At 59.1% G+C, this 17,184-nt stretch carries 16 protein-coding genes and 4 pseudogenes; 7 read left to right on the forward strand and 13 right to left on the reverse strand.

Annotation, left to right across the window (positions count from 1 at the left end; genetic code table 11):
* Positions 1 to 85: 85 nt before the first annotated feature.
* Entirely contained in the window at positions 86 to 412 is a 327-nt protein-coding gene (locus ACWGS8_RS20885) for a low affinity iron permease family protein (protein ID WP_454582694.1), read from the reverse strand.
* A gap of 287 nt (positions 413 to 699) precedes the next feature.
* A pseudogene (locus ACWGS8_RS20890) lies at positions 700 to 1,382 on the reverse strand (NmrA family NAD(P)-binding protein); the annotation flags it as partial.
* A 48-nt stretch (positions 1,383 to 1,430) separates the two neighbouring features.
* Between ACWGS8_RS20890 and ACWGS8_RS20895 the strand changes: the two are divergent.
* A pseudogene (locus tag ACWGS8_RS20895) lies at positions 1,431 to 1,523 on the forward strand (NmrA family NAD(P)-binding protein); the annotation flags it as partial.
* A gap of 517 nt (positions 1,524 to 2,040) precedes the next feature.
* Positions 2,041 to 2,319: a trehalose-6-phosphate synthase gene (locus ACWGS8_RS20900; RefSeq protein WP_454582695.1), complete on the forward strand. Its 279-nt coding sequence runs from the start codon at positions 2,041 to 2,043 to the stop codon at positions 2,317 to 2,319.
* Positions 2,320 to 3,366: 1,047 nt separating this feature from the next.
* Here the strand turns inward: ACWGS8_RS20900 and ACWGS8_RS20905 are convergent.
* On the reverse strand, positions 3,367 to 3,798 hold the full coding sequence (locus ACWGS8_RS20905) for a hypothetical protein (RefSeq protein ID WP_454582696.1): 432 nt from the start codon (positions 3,796 to 3,798) through the stop codon (positions 3,367 to 3,369).
* Between the two features lie 197 nt (positions 3,799 to 3,995).
* Here ACWGS8_RS20905 and ACWGS8_RS20910 point away from each other — a divergent pair, with 197 nt between their 5' ends.
* Positions 3,996 to 4,214, forward strand: coding sequence for a hypothetical protein (locus ACWGS8_RS20910; protein WP_454582697.1), 219 nt, complete (start codon positions 3,996 to 3,998; stop codon positions 4,212 to 4,214).
* Between the two features lie 13 nt (positions 4,215 to 4,227).
* Here the strand turns inward: ACWGS8_RS20910 and ACWGS8_RS20915 are convergent, their stop codons facing one another.
* From ACWGS8_RS20915 to ACWGS8_RS20950, 8 genes are all read right to left on the reverse strand, one after another.
* Positions 4,228 to 4,893, reverse strand: a complete 666-nt coding sequence (locus ACWGS8_RS20915) for a hypothetical protein (protein ID WP_454582698.1) — start codon at positions 4,891 to 4,893, stop codon at positions 4,228 to 4,230.
* Positions 4,874 to 5,287, reverse strand: a complete 414-nt coding sequence (locus ACWGS8_RS20920; protein WP_454582699.1) for a phage holin family protein — start codon at positions 5,285 to 5,287, stop codon at positions 4,874 to 4,876. Before ACWGS8_RS20920 ends, ACWGS8_RS20915 begins: the two co-directional genes overlap by 20 nt.
* Before the next feature lie 14 nt (positions 5,288 to 5,301).
* Positions 5,302 to 5,826 carry a hypothetical protein gene (locus ACWGS8_RS20925; protein WP_454582700.1) on the reverse strand — a complete coding sequence of 175 codons (525 nt, stop codon included), beginning with the start codon at positions 5,824 to 5,826 and terminating at the stop codon, positions 5,302 to 5,304.
* Between the two features lie 492 nt (positions 5,827 to 6,318).
* The gene (locus tag ACWGS8_RS20930; RefSeq protein WP_454582701.1) at positions 6,319 to 7,392 is read right to left on the reverse strand and encodes a histidine kinase dimerization/phosphoacceptor domain -containing protein; all 1,074 of its coding nucleotides are present in this window, start codon (positions 7,390 to 7,392) and stop codon (positions 6,319 to 6,321) included.
* Positions 7,393 to 7,479: 87 nt separating this feature from the next.
* Positions 7,480 to 8,520 (reverse strand): sensor histidine kinase, encoded by a 1,041-nt coding sequence (locus tag ACWGS8_RS20935; protein ID WP_454583025.1) that lies wholly within the window; start codon positions 8,518 to 8,520, stop codon positions 7,480 to 7,482.
* The gene (locus ACWGS8_RS20940) at positions 8,517 to 10,004 is read right to left on the reverse strand and encodes an ATPase domain-containing protein (protein WP_454582702.1); all 1,488 of its coding nucleotides are present in this window, start codon (positions 10,002 to 10,004) and stop codon (positions 8,517 to 8,519) included. Before ACWGS8_RS20940 ends, ACWGS8_RS20935 begins: the two co-directional genes overlap by 4 nt.
* Before the next feature lie 967 nt (positions 10,005 to 10,971).
* Positions 10,972 to 11,181, reverse strand: coding sequence for a hypothetical protein (locus ACWGS8_RS20945; protein WP_454582703.1), 210 nt, complete (start codon positions 11,179 to 11,181; stop codon positions 10,972 to 10,974).
* A gap of 519 nt (positions 11,182 to 11,700) precedes the next feature.
* Complete coding sequence (locus ACWGS8_RS20950; RefSeq protein WP_454582704.1) at positions 11,701 to 11,907, reverse strand: hypothetical protein; 207 nt, start codon at positions 11,905 to 11,907, stop codon at positions 11,701 to 11,703.
* A 1,188-nt stretch (positions 11,908 to 13,095) separates the two neighbouring features.
* Here ACWGS8_RS20950 and ACWGS8_RS20955 point away from each other — a divergent pair.
* Both ACWGS8_RS20955 and ACWGS8_RS20960 read left to right on the forward strand, forming a co-directional pair.
* Complete coding sequence (locus ACWGS8_RS20955) at positions 13,096 to 14,166, forward strand: YihY/virulence factor BrkB family protein (RefSeq protein ID WP_454583026.1); 1,071 nt, start codon at positions 13,096 to 13,098, stop codon at positions 14,164 to 14,166.
* A 193-nt stretch (positions 14,167 to 14,359) separates the two neighbouring features.
* Positions 14,360 to 14,572: pseudogene (locus ACWGS8_RS20960) on the forward strand (PCC domain-containing protein); the annotation flags it as partial.
* A 139-nt stretch (positions 14,573 to 14,711) separates the two neighbouring features.
* Here the strand turns inward: ACWGS8_RS20960 and ACWGS8_RS20965 are convergent.
* Complete coding sequence (locus tag ACWGS8_RS20965) at positions 14,712 to 15,320, reverse strand: cysteine hydrolase family protein (RefSeq protein ID WP_454582705.1); 609 nt, start codon at positions 15,318 to 15,320, stop codon at positions 14,712 to 14,714.
* An 88-nt stretch (positions 15,321 to 15,408) separates the two neighbouring features.
* On the opposite strand from ACWGS8_RS20965, the gene ACWGS8_RS20970 reads away from it, so the two are divergent.
* Positions 15,409 to 15,831: a GFA family protein gene (locus ACWGS8_RS20970; RefSeq protein ID WP_454582706.1), complete on the forward strand. Its 423-nt coding sequence runs from the start codon at positions 15,409 to 15,411 to the stop codon at positions 15,829 to 15,831.
* Between the two features lie 77 nt (positions 15,832 to 15,908).
* Here ACWGS8_RS20970 and ACWGS8_RS20975 read toward each other — a convergent pair whose 3' ends face one another.
* Entirely contained in the window at positions 15,909 to 16,184 is a 276-nt protein-coding gene (locus ACWGS8_RS20975) for a hypothetical protein (protein ID WP_454582707.1), read from the reverse strand.
* A gap of 220 nt (positions 16,185 to 16,404) precedes the next feature.
* Between ACWGS8_RS20975 and ACWGS8_RS20980 the strand changes: the two are divergent.
* Positions 16,405 to 16,686: pseudogene (locus ACWGS8_RS20980) on the forward strand (YciE/YciF ferroxidase family protein); the annotation flags it as partial.
* Between the last annotated feature and the right edge of the window lie 498 nt (positions 16,687 to 17,184).

Genomic DNA, 17,184 nt, shown 5'->3' on the forward strand with positions numbered 1-17,184 from the left:
CGAGGGCTCCTGGCAAATGCTGCTGCCTAAATTTGCGCGAAGCATCGGCGAACTGCCGGCGCGAAGGCGACTTGCGGGCCAACCTTCAATCCCCCGCTTGAGGCCGCGCAGCCTCCCGCTGGCGCTCAATCTCTTCTGGTTCCTGCTTGTCGATCTGGGTCAGTTCGTCTCTTGCCGCGCTGTTGGCGCGCAACAGTTCGTCCAATTTTGACTGGATGGCCTGGGTGTCTCGATGTTCAGCTCTTTGTATAAAAAGGGTCATCGCCCAAGTGGCCAATGTCGCGGCGCCGTGCCAATCAAAGCTGTTGCGATCGAAAATGATCCAAAGCACAGCGTAGACCACTAGGATCAGAAATGCCCATGGCCTCGCGGTCAGCGTGCCGGCTTGCGTGATGATGCTGGAGGCATTCATTTCCCGATTCCGATCTGGTTTTTTCAACCAGTTTGCGGAAAATTTGTTCCATGGCCTGTGGCGAACTTCCAAGGCCCCATTCGTTGAGATCGAAGTAGGCCCGTGATGTCCGGCCGATTATGGTGGTGGAACGCGACGACCCGTTGACCATTCCCTCGTTGGTGGGTCGATGGCTAGCGCGTCAACGCGAGGGTCGGCTTCGGGTCTTATCGCCACATCGTCGGTTGAAAGATCCGTGTAGCGATCCATTCAAAGTCGCCTTTTCCCCGATCAGGCGGCAGCTGAGCCGAAGCGAAGTCGCGATATTGGCGCAGCGGGCGACCCAGAAACGCAGTCAGGCGCTCGATGTCGGTGGCCTCAGGCATCATCCCATCGGTGAACAAACGCTCGCCCATAGGCGCATCTCATTGGCCATCCAGGCGAGCAAGAACTGCTTTAGATTTTGCTCAAAGCCCTCCGTATCGTCGCCGCCGTAACTGACCTAACGAGCGAGCACGTCGGACAAAATGGCGGCAATATCCGCCCCAGTCAGGGTCTGCGGTCACACAAGGTTGAGCCGGTCGAGCGCAATCGGCACCGCGGACTGCTCTCGGCGCAGCAGCTCAAGGCCGCTGATTTCAGCTATATCACGGGTGTCGATCATGGCGAGACCCTTGGCGCCGATCGGCATTGGGTAGGCGACGTAGCCAGTGATGGCGTCCTCGACCATCAGATCGTTCTGTGCGAAGTACGTCGGCGCAAGATCGTCGCCTTGAAGTCCATCTGCTCGATCATGCGCTCGACGCCGAACTTTCCCGCGAAATGCGGCACGTTCACATAGACGTCAGCGTGGATCACCGACAGATAGACGATGCGCTCGATGCCGGCCGATCGGGCGACGTTCAGCGCAATCAACGCTTTGGGTGAATTCGTGCGGTACCACGGCGTTCAAGCGGAACTGGGTGGAAACGCCTGACATCGCTTTGCGCATGCCTGCCGGGAAGCTGGCTTTCGGACGGATCGAGGACGGAGGAATTCCATGACCATTCTCGTTACCGGCGCCACGGGCCATATTGGCCGCCAGGTCGTTGAGCACCTCGTCACGCGGGACGCTGATGTGCGTGCTCTCCTGTTGGCTTGCTTGACACCTCCAATGTGCGTCTGGGCTCGCGCATTACAATTCGTTGCCCGCCATGCTGGCTTCAGCAAAGCGGCAAGGGCCACCGCCGGCGCAAGGCAACGCCGTCCCGAGGCGTTGAGAGTTGGAAAGCAGTCTTGATCTGCGCCTGTTTGAACGGAGTGCGCGTAATACCTGAAGCTCACCGAAGAAGGACGGGAGCTCTTCGAGGCCAATGGGACGGCCGACGAACTGGCCGCCTATATTGGCAAGGGATGACTTAGGGTGTTTTCGAGCGGCCCAACGATTTTAGCCAACGAAACCATGAAGCCGGTGAGCGCTCCTCGCCTTGGCGTTTCGCTATCCGAAATACGCGCACAGCTCGAGGCAATCGCTGGCTCCGGGAACGGAAAATGCGCGGATCCGACCTGGACGCTGATCCGCTACATCCATTGCACGGTCCCGCGGTCGCGCCTGGCCGGTCTGTTGCGTGCCAGTCAGGTCGGGCTTGTCGCGCCGCCGGCGGGATGGAATGAACGTTGTCGCAAAAGAATACATAGCCGCCCAGAATCCAGCCGATCCTGGGGTCCCCTTGTTATCGCGGTTTGCCGGCGGGACTGACCAGCTTTCGCAATCCTTGATCGTTAACCCCTATGTGGTCGACGAAGTTACTGACGCGCTAGCAAAAGCGCTGGCTATGCCGCCAGAGGAAAGAATTGCAAGACACGGTGCCCTGGTCGAGCGTACCCGGCGCAATGACGCGGCAGAATGGAGGAAGTCATTTCTCGAGGTGCTGGTGGACTGGAGCTAGCGCCGCCTGGCAGGAACCGACCGGATTCCTCATCGCGCACAGGTTTCACTGGTGAGATTTTCTTCAGGGGCATGAAACGAGCGCCATTCTGCGACGTTGCCGCTGGAGGTGAAGATAGGGAATAGCGCCATGAAGATATCACTGTTGCACTTTCATGAACTTGCAGCGCCACGCGGAGAGGGGTTGCATCCGGTTTTCTTGCAGCCACGGTTGACCAGTCCGCCGGACTGTGTCGCGCTGCCGATTGTTGAGGTGGGCGAGGAACAAAGCCCTCGCCCCTTGCTCCAACTGGTCAGGCCTCTGCCGGCAAACGGCTGACGGCCTGGTTCGTCTTCATACGGGTCAACTCGGCGAGCTGGAGGACGCCGTCTTGCGGCTGTCCAAGCCGACAACTTGCGCTGACCATGACACGTCAAGACGTTCTCTCGGTCCTCGGACCCGTCGACGACACAACGATTCGGAAATCATCACGTCCGGTGCCTCGCTCGAGGAGCTGAGAGAGGCATGGGCATGGACCTTCGGTGATGAGGCGTTGATGAGCCAGGGACGCCCATTGCCAAGGACACGTGTAGCATGGTTGATCCGACGTGATCGAGTCCGATGATGAAGCGGCGGGGCGATGCGAAATAGGTGCGGCTCAGCAAGCCGAACCTGAGGGTCGCGTGCTGCTGAAAAGGCCTGGTAATTTCAGAGACCACCGATGTTTGGAAGAAGTCACCACGTTCGGCAGGCAAGCTCTTGTTCGCGCACCGGCCGTAACCGGTTTTGTCAGCGTCCTGCGTCAACTGCTAAGCCATTGCTTAGAAGCAAAAGCCCGCTCCTGAGGGCAGCGGGAAGCCGTATAAGGAAGGTGCTTTCGCGGCGAACTGCACTGGCGGATCACTTTAGGTGCTGATGCGTCGCGAAAGCACGCGCGGGAAATTGGCCTCTGCGGATACTCGATTGATTTCCAGCAATACCAATTGTCCCATCGCCGCCGCTAAGACGATGTATCACCAACCCAAGCGGCCACTACTGACCTTACCATCCATCTCAATATTAAAGGCTTTAGTGCCACAGTTTTTCGCTCAGCCATTCAAGCAACTTATTGCCGCCGATCGTTCTGCGAACCCTTGCGGCGGCCCATTGACCCTTAAATGTCGTGCCGACGTGGCAACTGCATACGATGCTGTGCAATTGCCAGTCGGTCAGTTCGAAGAACCGCTTGGCTTCTCCATAAGAATCGTCCCTCAGGCCCAGCTCTCGCAATACCGGGTCCTCAAACGCCACGGTGATGGGCGAGCCCTCACAGCGTGACGAATCACGGGCCTCCCTCTTCAGATGCTCGGTGCCGGTAAGAGCACCCAGGCACCGATCTGGGTCTTTTTCCAGCAGCGCTGCCCAACGTTCTATGCGCTGTTGGCGGGTCATGAACGGGTACGTCGACAAAGGCTGAACCTTCGCGATTGTCTGCAGTTGTTCTAGGGTTTGATGTTTCATGGCAGGCTCCTGTCGATTGAAGGCCCCACCATGGGAAAATTATCGCGCACCAACGTCCCGACAAGAGCTAGCCCGGCGCTTATCAGCGACAAAATTGGCATAGCTGAAGGTGACGGGCCAAGCTCGGTGATGCGGCCGCTGTCATTGGCGGCGCTGTGAACGCTCGCGCTTGATTGTCCGTGCGCCTGGCCACGTGGATGGCGAGCAATTCGTTCAGTCCCACGCATGCCGGCCACCTCGAATTTTCTGGGCCCGTTGCGGTATACGGCGACGAAAGAAACCGCACCCAAGGGCTCTTAGGCATCGGCAACACGCTGACATTCCCATTCGAGGCTGAAAGTTACGCCCGCTCCTATGCAGACGGCCAGGCGTTCCGGCTCGGCGTCGAGGTTGCAGAACGCAAGAAGGGCGCCTGACACTGTCTGACGACTACTTCTCGGAAGGGTCGGGTATCTCCTCGTTGCTGACGAAATAGTCGCTGGCTGCCGCCAGGAGCGCCAGGAAAGTGGCGCCATATCGCGCGAAGCCGAAGGCCTCAGCCGCCGCAATTTTTGCGCCGCGCTTATGCTCACTGACAAATTGGGCCGCCACGTCGCGGATTTCGTCGGCAGTCTTGCCAAACAGCGCCTCCTCTTTGGCTGTTGGCTGAAAAGCCTGGCCGATGACATGGCCGAGCAACAGTCCCCCAGCAGAGCCAGCTATCACCTTTGCCCGATCAAGATTTGTCACCGCCCGCCGCGGGCCTGCGTAGTAACGGCTGTGTCCTGCATCGGCGTGCCGGCCGCTTGCCAATGTTGCAATGTCCACGGCGGCACCACCGGTGGCGACATTGCCGCCAGCACTTTTTCTTCCGGCATCGAAGATAGCAAAGGCGCCCAGCGCAACAGCGGCCGCCGTGCCACCATTCTCCTTGACCGCATCCGAGACGCCACCCAGCACCCCGGCGACCTTCTGTTTGGCGTAATGAGCGGAAACGTCCACTAAATGCCTGGGTTGCAGCCGGCGGCTCAACTCGCTCGCCGGGCCGAACAGCGCTTGCCGTTCTGCTCGGCTCTGTACCAGGATGTCCCGGATTTCATTGCTGGGTTGAGCCATAGCGTATCCCTTGCTTCAAGGCTGCGAGGTCTGTCCGTACCTGATTGACGGTTTCGACGGGCGTGATGGTCCATCCGATCAGCGCGCGCTTGGCCAGATAAAGGGAGATCAAACCTCCCCCGATCAAAACAAGGCCGACGATCAGACAGGCGAGCACCGGGCCTACCCCGATGAAGACCATCGCAAGGATGAGGAATTGAACTAGAGCGAACGCCGCCAGCATAAAAAACACGGCAGCCGCCATTCCACATGCGCCGGACGACACCAGCGTCGTGGACTTGGCTCGCATTTCCGCCTCAAGCAAACGCAGATCAAGGCGCATGAGCGAAGAAAAGTGACTTGCCGCTTCGCCAAGCAGGCTCCCGAAGGGCCGGCGATCCATTCCGTCATCCATGCGAATGATCCTTCTTAGGACCGATCGGAACTTCGCATGATCCGCGTCAGAACGACGCCCGCCAGGATGCCGACCCCGAAAAAGGCGGCAGGCTGACGCTGCGCGAATTTAGTGACGGAATCGAGCAACTCGCCAACGTTGCGGTCCCTGATATCGGTAGAGATCCGCTCGACACCTTCGGCAGCACTGCGCACCATGCTTGCGACCTGCGGCGATTGCTTTTCGATGCCGTCCGCCGCGTCCTTCACGGAATGGGCGATATTGGCAATAGCGTCGGCGCCCGCCGTCTTGTTGGACTCGACAGCGTCCTTGAAGGCCCCGGCGGCGTCAGAGGCGACAGACCCGGCGTAATCCTTGGCGTCGCTGGACACCGAGGCGGCGGCGTTCTTCAGATGCGACGCGGTCTCCGCCGCACTTGTCTTGAGCTTGCCGAGAGCTTCTTTGCTCGTCTCGGCATGTTCGGCGTCCGCATTGCCCCGCCAGCCATTCTCGTTGGAGATGCCTGATTCAGGAAACTCGTCTGTGGTTGGGGTGTTCACGATATTTCACTCCTGTTTTCTAGGAGGTGAACTTCGCCACCATCAACCGGTTCCCGCCCCCGACGAATAAAGCATTCTCAACTGACCGGATCACGCTGCTGGACGCGATCACCCGGCCCTCGTCCGCCCTTTTCGGCCCCTCGCATCGCTCATTCTTGAGTGCGTCAGCGCGCCATGCGGTAGGCTGTACGGCGGAACGCGTCCACGAACGCTAGCTGACGGCCAGTTGTAGAAACGCTTGAGGCTGGCTTGCCACCGCGATCACGAACCTGCCAACAGCTATCCCCGAAACGCGATCAACTAGATCGCTCGGGCGCCTGAGGGATTGAGAAGTGCTAGCGTCGCCGATTGGCCGATTCCGCAAGTTTGCGCTGTGCGAAACCGCTTGCCCTTCGTCAGGCAGGTTCAGGACAGTGTCCCCCCGGGACTCCGGCACCAAGCGGTGGGTCGGACTCGCCCTGACGGGGTTGGTGCGAGCACTCTAGAGGGTCGTCAGGTCGCCGCCGACCGTTTGAAAACGATGGTGACGTTCGTGCCTTGGCTGGCGCTGGATTTGACTTCGAATTGCGCTTTGGCGTTCTCGGTCAAGGAGCGCGCGATGAGAGCCCCAAGCTTTCCGGGCTTCGGCCATGTCTCGCCCTGCGGCAACCCAACTCCGTCATCGGCGATAGTTACGCGGCACCCGTCGCCGTCTACTACGCTGTGAAGCGTTATCGTGCCGCCTTCTCGCCCCTTGAAGCCGTGTTTGAGCGCATTGGTCAGCAATTCGTTCACAACGAGCCCGGTGGGCATCGCAACGTTAATCGACACGGGATAGGTATCCACCTTCATGTCCAGACGTATGCCTTCCACCGCATGCGAAGCCATTACCGCGGATGCTATCTGGCTGAGGTAGATACCAAGATCGACCTCATCCTTCTGCTCGTCGTTCGACAGCGCCTGGTAGAGTATCGCAAGAGCGTCGACGCGGCCGGCCAACCTCTCGAACCGTTTCTGGTCGGGCTCCGCTGCGTTGCGGGTCTCCAGCCGGATGAGTGCGGTGATCATCTGGAGATTGTTTTTTACCCTGTGCTGCAGTTCCCGCAGCAAGGTATCCTTCTCCCGAACGCGCTCCTCGATCGAGGGCGCCTCTTCACCGTGAAGGGATACGTCCACCAGGGCGACCAGCCGGAAACAGGTCTTGCCGTCGTCGTCCACTATCAAATTCGAGTAAGCGTCAACGACTGCCGGTCCGTCGACGCCGCGCTCCAGGCGGAAAGTACCCACGAAATCCGTTTCATTGACCACGCACTCGGCCAGCGCCTTGTCCTCCTGCTCACGGATTCCGGTCCCGGACAGCGCGGCCCAGTTTTCTAGCGCCAGAGTGGCCGCCTTTAAGCCGGAGAGTTTTTCGAATTCAGGATTGGCGTAGACGACGCGCTCCGTTCTGGTCAGGTCTGAGACGGCAATTGCGATAGGTACCTGATCGAGGAATTTCTTGAATTGTTCGCTCTCAAGCGCAGTGGCGAGTTCGGGCGTATCGAGCAGCTGCTCGACCGCCTCGGGCTTCCCTGTATCCGATGTCATTTTACGCCTACGCTGTAAAGAAAGGTCATCAGTAGCAGCGATGGAGGAGATGGGCTACCACCGAAGCGGGGCGCCACCTTGCCGAGGTCAGTAGGCCGGGACCAGCCTCGTGTCGCGTAGCGGCAAGGCCATGGCGAACCGCAGACCGTCGGGATGATAGTCCAACTCAACCTCGGCTTGGCACTGCACAGCGACGACTTTCTCCAGCAGTGTCGTACCGAAACCGCGCCGTCCTGGCTGCTCAACCTTCGGCCCGCCCTTTTCAAGCCAATCCAGATTGAGCATTCGCTCGTCTTGCAAATTGCTCACCGACCACCGGACTTCGAGACGCCCGGTGGGCCGCGACAACGCCCCATATTTCGATGAATTGGACGCGAGTTCATGAAAGGCCATCCCGATCGGGATCGCGATATCGGCGACCAGAGCGACGTTTGGCCCTTCGAGGGCCACACGCGACTTGTCGGTCGTATCGTAGTGGCGCAGTTCCGACTCCAGCAGCTTTCGCAACGAAGCCATCTGCCAATAGTCATCGGTCAGCATCGAATGCGTGTCGGCGAGAGAGACGATCCTGGCGGAGAAATCGCGCACGAAATCATCCACGCTGCCACTCGATCTGGCGGTCGCCCCCATCATCGCCCGGACATTTGCCAGCGTGTTTTTGACGCGATGATGGAGCTCCCTAATTAGCAGTTTTTGCCGGTCCGCGACCTCTTGCTTCTGTTCAATATATGACTTGACCTCGAGCTGACGGGCGCGGGCGCGCAGAGCCGAGCGTACCGAATTTGCCAGGCTCGACGCCAGGAAAGGCCTCTCGAGAACGATCAGATAGCGATCCAGAAAGGCCAGACGCTTGTCGATCTCCGTTCCCCGCATCGTCAGCAACACGATCGGAAAATCCGACCACGCCGGTTGATGATTGAGCCAGGATGCAAACTCATTTCGATCAGAACTGATCAAGGCTTCTTCGGCAACCAAAAAGCACTGGGCCTGGTCCAAGAGCGGAACTGCTTCGTCGAGCGTGGAGCAGATGTGGGACTGGATGCCGTTCTCCGTGAGGATTGCCGACGCGACCTTCGCGTCGCGCCCGACTGGTGCCAATACGAGCACACTGCGGTCTGAGGGCATTATGATACCTTGTCTTGCAACAGGTTGCCTTGCTTACCTTCGTAGGTGGGCGCGCCGGTCAGTATCCCCCGGAACTCCTCCAATGGTTCACCGACGGCCAGGCCGGTTGCGCTTATCTTGAATTCGCGAATGGTGTCCTCATGCGGCCCGACGCGCTTCTTGACCACGGAAATAGCCCGTCTCAGACGGCCGCCGCTTTCGAAAAAGCGCAGGAGCATTACGGAATCGCAGAGATAGGTCATGTCGACGGGGGCGGACATTTGCCCGATCAGCCCATGATTGGCCAACAACAGGATCGTCACAACGCCCTTTTGATTAAGATATGTCAGGATCTCGTGCATCTGCAGCACAAGATGTTGCTCCTCCGACATGGCGTTGAGATACCCGGTCAGGCTGTCGATAACGACGATCCTTGCATTCGAGCGCTCCACAGCTGACTGGATGCGCGACGACAATTCACCCGGCGACAATTCCGCCGGATCCACCTGTTCCAGCAGCAAGCTTCCTTTGTCGGCGAACGGCCCCAGATCCATGCCGAGGCCCGACGCGCGCGCCAGGAATATCCGCTTGGTTTCATCGAACAACAGCACCAGCACATGTTCGCCGCGCTTGAGAGCGGCATGACAATAGCTGCACGCGATGGTGGACTTGCCGACACCTGAAGGTCCCATCAGGAGAGCGCTCGTGCCGCGGTCCAGCCCGCCACCCACGAGCGTGTCTATAGAACCGTTGCCGGTAGCCGGCGATCCATGCTCGGCCGTCTCATGTTCGGAGGCAACCAAGCGAGGAAATACCTTCACGCCGCCCGGTCGAATGACGAAATCGTGGAAGCCGCCGCGAATTTGAACGCCGCGCATTTTGATGATGCGCAGCCGCCGCCGCTCTCCGCCATAGATCGGCGAAAGCTGTTCCATCCGGATAACGCCATGACTGATCGAATGCAGGTTTAGATCGTCATGTTCAGCGGTGAGATCGTCAAGCAGGAGCACCGTTGCATTGTTGAGAAGGAAAAAGCTTTTCAAAGCCAGAACCTGGCGCCGATAGCGTAACGAGCCCTGCGACAAGAGGCGAATTTCCGACAGGGAATCGAACACCACGCGATCCGGCTTCATTCGCTCGATCTCGGCGAGCGCGGACTGCACGGTCTCACCTAGCTCAAGATCGGACGAATGAACCAGAGTCTGTAACTGCGATGGGTCGAGGCTCAACTCCGGTGGCACCAGCTCGAGGATTTCGACACCGTCAAGAGAAAATCCATGCCGTTGCGCGACCGAGTGCAGTTCACGCTTGCTCTCGGACAGAGTTATATAGAGGCATTTCTCGCCGTCCGACGCGCCTTTGATCAGAAACTGCAGCCCAAGTGTGGTCTTACCTGAACCAGGCCTGCCTTCTACAAGATGTGAACGGAATTTTGCGTATCCGCCTCGCAGGACGTAGTCGAGGCCTTCCACGCCAGATGATACAGGTGAAGCGTCGTCTTGATCCACGTTGTCCCCGCATGCCTGTCGTGCCCCTTAACGGACGGCATTTTCATTGGTTCCCTCTTGGAAAGAGAGGGTGACGGCCAGCCCCCGCGAGGCTGTCGCGCATTGTGGCTGAAGAACCTTACGGTCTCAGCGGGGTGATGGCCGTCGCGAGGCCGTTGTGCCTCACCAATGAGGTCCGACGCTTTGAGCGAACCAGTCCCAGATATCGAGCCCGGCCCTGGGAGTTCTGTAGGGCCATCGCCGAACAGTGGTGCTTCCGCGCAAGTCAAGAACAGGCTCATTGCGGGGATACTCGGCGCATGCCTCGTTCTCGGCATCGGAGTGCTCGCCGAGGAGGGTCCTGGAGGCCGATACGACCAAATTTGATCTGGCGATCATATCGACCCTTTGTGGAGCCGATCCGGCCTACCGATCGGCCCGCCACGGCTTCAGGAAGCGGCCAGAGATGTGCCCTCGATCGGCAGCGTGGTGTTTCTTGGCTTCGTGTTGATGGTTCTGCCTTTAAAACGGCAGGGTTTTTTCTCGTTTTCATGGAACGCATCCCACAACGGCTCGTTCACACCCGGCGCCTCTCGATTACCCCCCCATCGGCAAGAGGCATCGGAGAATTGCACGACCAGCTCTCATATAAAGCCCGCCACCGTTCCCTCAGTGGCCGGCTTTTCGTTTAGGACGGAAACCCGCAGCCAACTTGGCTTGGGATATGGCACGGGTTCCTCAGCGGTTTCTTGCCCAAGAAGAGCAGCTTCTGATCGTGCTTCGCGGTCATCACGGTCCGCCAGTCCGGCTTCTCGAACAGGCTGACGACGTACGTTGTGGCCGGCTTGGCGGTTATTGGCCGCAATCGATGCCATTGAGACTGCACATGCGGATCGACCAGCCTGCGCCAGCAGCCCTGTGCTCAAAGAACTCGGGGAAGTTCCGCGGTCACCTCACCCTCTGAATAGGCCGGAAGTGATGCCCCGCTCTATTTTCCAAGTGCTTTGTCGGGCGTGGCGGGTTTGGGTCCAGACGCTTTTTCGGTGCCTCCATTGCCGCGCGGCCGTTCCTGCCCGACCTTGACCGCCTCGCGCTGTTCCGTGGATCCATTGGTGGCGAACGGTGAAGCGCTCGGGATGGATTGTACGGTCCAGCCCGACGGCGTTGGCTGTTTGTGGTATTCGGCGATGGCCGCCATGCATTTTTCACGCTTGTCGAAACTGCCAGGCAATATGGCCATGCCGCCCTGTGGACCGGCTATCACAAGGTACCAGATTAGCGCTGCTGTCGACGCCATGGTGCCCTCGTTCCAAGCGAACCTATAAAAAGCGGGCAGCTGGACCGCTTTATGACAATTGCAGGAATTTGCTAGTGACAATCCGTGATCATCGCCGTGCCGTGCCCTGGTGTTCGCAATGCGCGGTGTTCAAAGCATCGGGTTGCGAGATCTTGCATTTTTAAGCCCGCAGCCAGGAGGCGACCGGCTTAAGGCAGGAAGGTCAGTCGTAGCCTAACCGACGTGCTGTCTTGTGAGCAACAGCGGCGCCGGCTGGCCACTATCTACGCCAATTCTAATTGCAGGGTACGAGCCAAAGACCAGCCGGAGGAAATGATGGAATGCTGATGCGGGTTGTGCGAGGGCGTTCACACTGATGCGGAACTGCATTCTACCCATACGCCGCCGGCTCGCAGACACCTGCTCCAGGCCCACCTCGCCTCAACTCTTGGATGCAACAGCCGATTTCAGAAACTCGATACGGTCAGTTGCAATTTTAAGGAGGGTTTGCGCGGTCTCTTGCGACGTCCATCCCTGCGCCTCTGATTCAGCCACCAAGGCTGCGAACGCTGTTTCGAGGGCAACCTCGCAGTTGACCATTCGATCCGGATTCTCCGGCAATAGCGGCGGCTGAATGGTCTGGGACATGCTTGATTTCTCGCAACTCAGTACCGCGCGCCTCTGTGAAGACCACGGGCCGATCAAGTTTCCGGCCCGATCTTCGGCAGTGGAAGACGTTACCTGCCGCCATCACAAACCCCGGTAGGTTATTAATGTTCCGGACGCACCGATCGAAACCCATATGCAATCGCCCCGCTATGCCATTCTTACGCCACGCTCGGCAGGATTGTCGGAGTTAGGAAGTCTCCGTGCCATGCCTGGTGCTGCCAATGTCCAATTGCGAAATGACCTCACCCCGCACATGGTGGCCCGTAATCCGGGCGTCACCGTCATCTGCCTGAATACGATGGTAGCGGATCACAAAGGCGCGCTGACAACGTCAGCCAATTGATCCAAACCGCATCGGTCGCTTGGTAGACCAGGGAGGGACTCGGAGGCATCGAGGGCCGTGCGGCGGAGGCTGTCGAGATCTTCGTCGATTTTCAACCGCTTGATCCCTAGGGCCTTGGGCGTCAGCGAGGAGCTTCAGTGCAGTAGCGATCGATGATCCGCGTAACGGCTCGACCTGCAAGCGGAGTTGCGTTGGTGACGGCTGGAATCGCCTGCGGAACCAATGGCCAGCGTCCAAGTTTTCCTGCCAAGGAGACCGTTGAATGCTCAAGTTTTTGATACGGATCGGCGTCGTCTATGCAGCCTTCAGGATTGGTGAAAGCGTCGGGCGTCTCGATAGCGGCCGTCGGCGTCGGCCGCGTGATCAAATCACAACGGGGGAAAATCGACGCACTGGTGGGGCACGATAATTTCGCAAGACGTTCTGTGCGTTGGACTGGGTGGAGGTCCGGGTATGGCTTTTATTTCTGGTATCGCGCTTGCTTCGGTGGTTCTGTTCACCGTCCTTTTCGTTACTCATGCGGCGCGGGATCTGCAAAGTTCGCCAACATTCCTGAGGCTACTCCGGTGCCTACACAATCAAGGGTCCCGACGATAGGTCGCTGCTTGGCGCTTTCTCGAGCTCGCCGATTTTGTCATGGATGTCCTCGATGGGGATAGCTGTCGCATCGGCCATGTATACGCCTGGCAAGATGGTTGGGGCCATAACGATGCGCGGCTTCTTCGACGACGGGTTGGGCTCGTTGAGCAACGGGAACAGCTATGCCGTTCAAGGCGTTGAGCTTCAAGCCCAGGCATGAGGAGGCGCATTTGGAAGCGCACCGAGTGACTTCGAAAACGAGACGGAGTCAGCGGCCGGCCGGTACAGAGGCATCTTTAATCGATGAAGAAGCGGCCAGTCGCGCGGCCTCAACAACGCAAGAGAGCAAGACCGCTCTGATATGGGAGAAGGGAGATCGCGGACGAGACGCCGCTTGGCCATCCCAGATACCAGCCCTTGGTTGGAAGGATATTTTCTGGCGCTTGTGGGAGGAATTCAACAAGGACCGGGTTCTTCTGGTCGCGGCCGGCGCAACGTTCTACCTTCTGCTGGCGCTGTTTCCGGCCTTGGCCGCGTTCATTTCAATCTACGGCTTTGTTGCGGACCCGGTTACGGTTGCGGATCATGTCGCATATCTCGGCGGATTGCTTCCCTCAGGGGGACTGGACCTCATTCGCGATCAGCTGCAAGCCTTAGCCAGGCAAAAACCCGGCGCTCTGGGCATCGGTTTCTTCATTGGCCTTGGTATTGCGCTTTGGAGTTCCAACACCGGTATGAAGGCGCTCTTTGATGCCATGAACATCGCCTATGAGGAACGCGAAAAACGCAGCTTCATCACACTCAACCTGATGTCGATCCTGTTTACCGTCGGAGCGTTGCTGATCGGCATCGTGCTGTTGCTGACGGTGGGCGTCGTTCCCGCACTTTTGCGCTATTTCTATCTCGATGCGTGGACCGAGACGCTAGTCGCAGCGGCCCGGTGGCCGGTCCTGGTCTGCGCAATGCTAACCGGAATTTCTTTGCTTTATCGCTTCGGACCAAGCCGCGAACGCGCCAAATGGCGTTGGCTGAGTTGGGGCGCCTTGATTGCGACGGTGGCATGGATCGCAGCGTCGTGGTTGTTTTCATTCTATTTGCAGCATTTCGCCAACTACAATGCCACCTACGGATCACTCGGCGCCGTAGTCGGTTTGATGATGTGGACGTGGATTTCCGTCATCATCCTTATCGCCGGTGCCGCGATCAATGCCGAGATGGAGCATCAGACAGCCATAGACTCCACGACAGGCCCGCCCCTGCCCATGGGCAAACGTGGTGCGGTTGTAGCGGATACGTTGGGCAAAACCGTAGACTGATTGGCAAGCGCACAGCGCACCTTGAGCAGCCGTGCGTGATGGATCCTGTCAGCGCGCAAAGCTATGAGTTGCCAAGTCTCCAGAAGTGGCAAGACGTTTGAAGCGCAGGGCGTTCCAGTGCGATTTCGCCGCTCGGCGGATGGTTCAGAGGAGGCGCGCCACCACCTGACGTTTATCTACGCTCTCCTCTACGATGGCGGGAACATCATCACAGAAATATTCCGCGAAGGGATGTCACCTAGACATTTCGGTCGGCTGGTTCGACTTCCAATCCAAGTCTTATCGCAAACCCCCTGTCGATGAGCAATGCGAGGTGCTGAGCGCCATCGGCGACGTCGCAGTCGACGACAGCGGCCGAGCGGGCCTCAATGTCCATGCCGTGCTTGGTCTCAGCGATGGATCGACGCGCGGTGGCCATCTGCTGAAAGGGTCCGTGCGACCGACGCTGGACGTCACCGTGATGAAATCAATTGGCCACCTTCGCCGCAGGAAGCGTTCCGACCTCGGGATCGCCTTGATCGACCTCGAAATTAGCGGCGGGCTCGTCAATTCCAGGCCGAGAGAACCGTCTCCATCTCAACCGTCTCGACCTGTTGGGCAAAACGCTGCTGATAGACGGTCATCAGCGCGTCATGGGTGGCGTCGGAAGAGCTGCATAGGGCGTCGGTGACCAGAACGACGCGATAGCCGATATCGATCGCGCCAAGAACCGTCGCGAGGACGCAGACATCGGTTTCGCCGCCCGTGACCACCAAAGTATCAATCCGACGCCCAGCGAGCTCGGTCTGCAACCTTCCCTCCGGCCAAGGCGAATAGACATGCTTGTCGATTATCTTCGCCGGCGGACTAAATGCAGGCAGCGGCGGCAGCAAGTCCACCATCTCCGGACCGACGGCCTCTATCGTCATCGATGCCCAGCGCTCGTAATAGCGCTTCCAGGTCCCGGCGCCCTGCCCGACCCTTGCAGCCGGAATAAAGCGGGTGAAGATCGTTTGCTCGGCTTTCCTTTCGACAAGGCTCGCAATTCTTGGAAGGACTCGGGTGATCCAGGGCGTCGCCCATTGGGATGGCTGGGCGAACAGCTTTTGCATATCGACGCAAAGATGTGCGCAGCGATCGCCAAGTGGTCCGTAGCTCAAGCCCGGAGTTGACATCAGAATGCCAGGCGGGCTTGGCCCGACCTTTCAAAGGTCAAGCAGGACAATATGTGTTTCTGTGAGCCGAAGCGCTTCTTGAGATTCAATGGATGATCCTCGCAATGTCGGACAAACGTCCAGTCCGGCTACGCGTTCCCTCGGAAACCAGTTCCCGCGCCGCGCGTTCAGATTGGATGGATACAGCACAGAATTTCGTCCATGCCTTGCTGTCGAACGCACAGGCGGATGCCTCTCCGGAAAAATCGGTTCTTGGGCGACAGGCGATCCGCGCGTGCATTCCTGCCATTGCGACATGTGCCGGCGTGCGACCGCCAGCACCTTTGCGGTGCTCGCGTGGCCGCCCTCTGCCGAAGTTTCTTGGCAAAGCGAGGAACTACCTACCGCCGGTCATCACGCGGCAACGCTTCCACCGCGCTTCCATAGGCTGCGTGTTCAAGGGCATGGGAAACTCGACGTCACCCCTCGCCCAACGCGCTTCTGCCAGGCATGCGGACGCGGCATACTCTAGCCTATGATGCCGCCGTTGACGAAAGCGCGCTACATGTCCGAACCTTACAATCCTGCCGCACTCGAGCCGCAATACAGTTACGGATCCGCGCAGCCGCTCAGCTGGGTTTGCTGCGGCCTCGACCTCCCCCAACGCAATACGGAAGAGGGATGGTAACGGCCGAACCGAAATGGGATGGCTTCCGCCGCCTCACCTTCAAGAGCGGCAAGGCCGTCGACCTCAGGGCAAAATCCGGCAAACCGCTTGGTCGCTATTTCCCCGCGGCCTTGAGTGGGCTTGCCGCAACGGAATTCGTCGTCGACGGTGAAATAATAGGCCGCGCCTCTTTCGACGCGCTGCAAATTCGGCTTCATCCAGCAGAGAGCCGCCTACGCAAGCTCAGTCGAGACACTCCCGCACCTGGTCGTCTTCGACATACTTGTAGCTCGGGCAGGCCGGCCCGCTGATCCAGCTGCCGTTGCACGATCGGCCCGCGGAGCTGAAGACTTCGTTGTCCAGGCAACAACCAAACCCCTTGTGGCTTTAGCCGGCCACTACCTGGCGACAGCCGACAAGTGGCTGAAGGGTGCTGGCACCGGTGCCATCGACGGCATACTCGAGGAAGGCTCCGAGATTCTCGAGGACTACAATGGCTCGGTCTCACTGGACGCTGGGCTCGTAGGCGCCGCCCAGGCCGTCGAACACTACGAGATCGCGCGCTATGGCACTCTGATTGCATGGGCGACATCTCTAGGCAGGGATGTCGTGGAACTGCTCAAAGCCAACCTGGAAGAAGAAAAAGCCACCGGCGAAGCACTGACGTCGCTTGGCAAGGCGGGCGTGAACGACCGTGCTGCCGAACAGCAGGCTGCCTGATCCGGTCACCGAGGGGTCCCCTCTAGGACCCCTCACCCGCCGGTTTCGTGCAAGCACTTTCGCATCGACGGACATCTTCCCGCAGACGCGTAACAGCAGCGCAGTCTCGATCGACTTCTGCCCGCCCGGTCCCCCTGCACAGTCCAATGTGAAGTGTGTGGCGCTTGCTCCGACCGGCCCCCGAAATCTCATCTGCCCGCCGCGAAAGAATCCGCCAATAAAGCGCCTCCGGCTTTCTCCAAGGTGTGGCCGGCACCGGGAACTGGTATCGGACGCCCAGGGGAACCTACCCCCGGGGTCTACGTTTAATGCGGTACGGCGTCGTCCTGGTATCGGCGCTGGCCACGGGGGCTGCTCGGCCCGCGCTGCGCTGGGAGCGCGGGCCTTGGTGCTTGGCTCGACTTGCGATTTCATGGAGCTGACCAATTGATATTCTTCCTTCAGCGCTGGTCGAGAGCGAGGACGCAGCTTCCTTTGTGTCCAAACCTTCTGCGTCTA

This window comes from Mesorhizobium sp. 43Arga, assembly GCF_053714255.1.

Bases quoted from the DNA above. Each gene is read 5' to 3' on its own strand.
- ACWGS8_RS20885 (WP_454582694.1), bottom strand. From the start codon at position 412: ATGAATGCCTCCAGCATCATCACGCAAGCCGGCACGCTGACCGCGAGG.
- ACWGS8_RS20900 (WP_454582695.1), top strand. From the start codon at position 2,041: ATGAACGTTGTCGCAAAAGAATACATAGCCGCCCAGAATCCAGCCGAT.
- ACWGS8_RS20905 (WP_454582696.1), bottom strand. From the start codon at position 3,798: ATGAAACATCAAACCCTAGAACAACTGCAGACAATCGCGAAGGTTCAG.
- ACWGS8_RS20910 (WP_454582697.1), top strand. From the start codon at position 3,996: ATGGCGAGCAATTCGTTCAGTCCCACGCATGCCGGCCACCTCGAATTT.
- ACWGS8_RS20915 (WP_454582698.1), bottom strand. From the start codon at position 4,893: ATGGCTCAACCCAGCAATGAAATCCGGGACATCCTGGTACAGAGCCGA.
- ACWGS8_RS20920 (WP_454582699.1), bottom strand. From the start codon at position 5,287: ATGGATGACGGAATGGATCGCCGGCCCTTCGGGAGCCTGCTTGGCGAA.
- ACWGS8_RS20930 (WP_454582701.1), bottom strand. From the start codon at position 7,392: ATGACATCGGATACAGGGAAGCCCGAGGCGGTCGAGCAGCTGCTCGAT.
- ACWGS8_RS20945 (WP_454582703.1), bottom strand. From the start codon at position 11,181: ATGGCGGCCATCGCCGAATACCACAAACAGCCAACGCCGTCGGGCTGG.
- ACWGS8_RS20950 (WP_454582704.1), bottom strand. From the start codon at position 11,907: ATGTCCCAGACCATTCAGCCGCCGCTATTGCCGGAGAATCCGGATCGA.
- ACWGS8_RS20965 (WP_454582705.1), bottom strand. From the start codon at position 15,320: ATGTCAACTCCGGGCTTGAGCTACGGACCACTTGGCGATCGCTGCGCA.
- ACWGS8_RS20970 (WP_454582706.1), top strand. From the start codon at position 15,409: ATGGATGATCCTCGCAATGTCGGACAAACGTCCAGTCCGGCTACGCGT.
- ACWGS8_RS20975 (WP_454582707.1), bottom strand. From the start codon at position 16,184: ATGAAGCCGAATTTGCAGCGCGTCGAAAGAGGCGCGGCCTATTATTTC.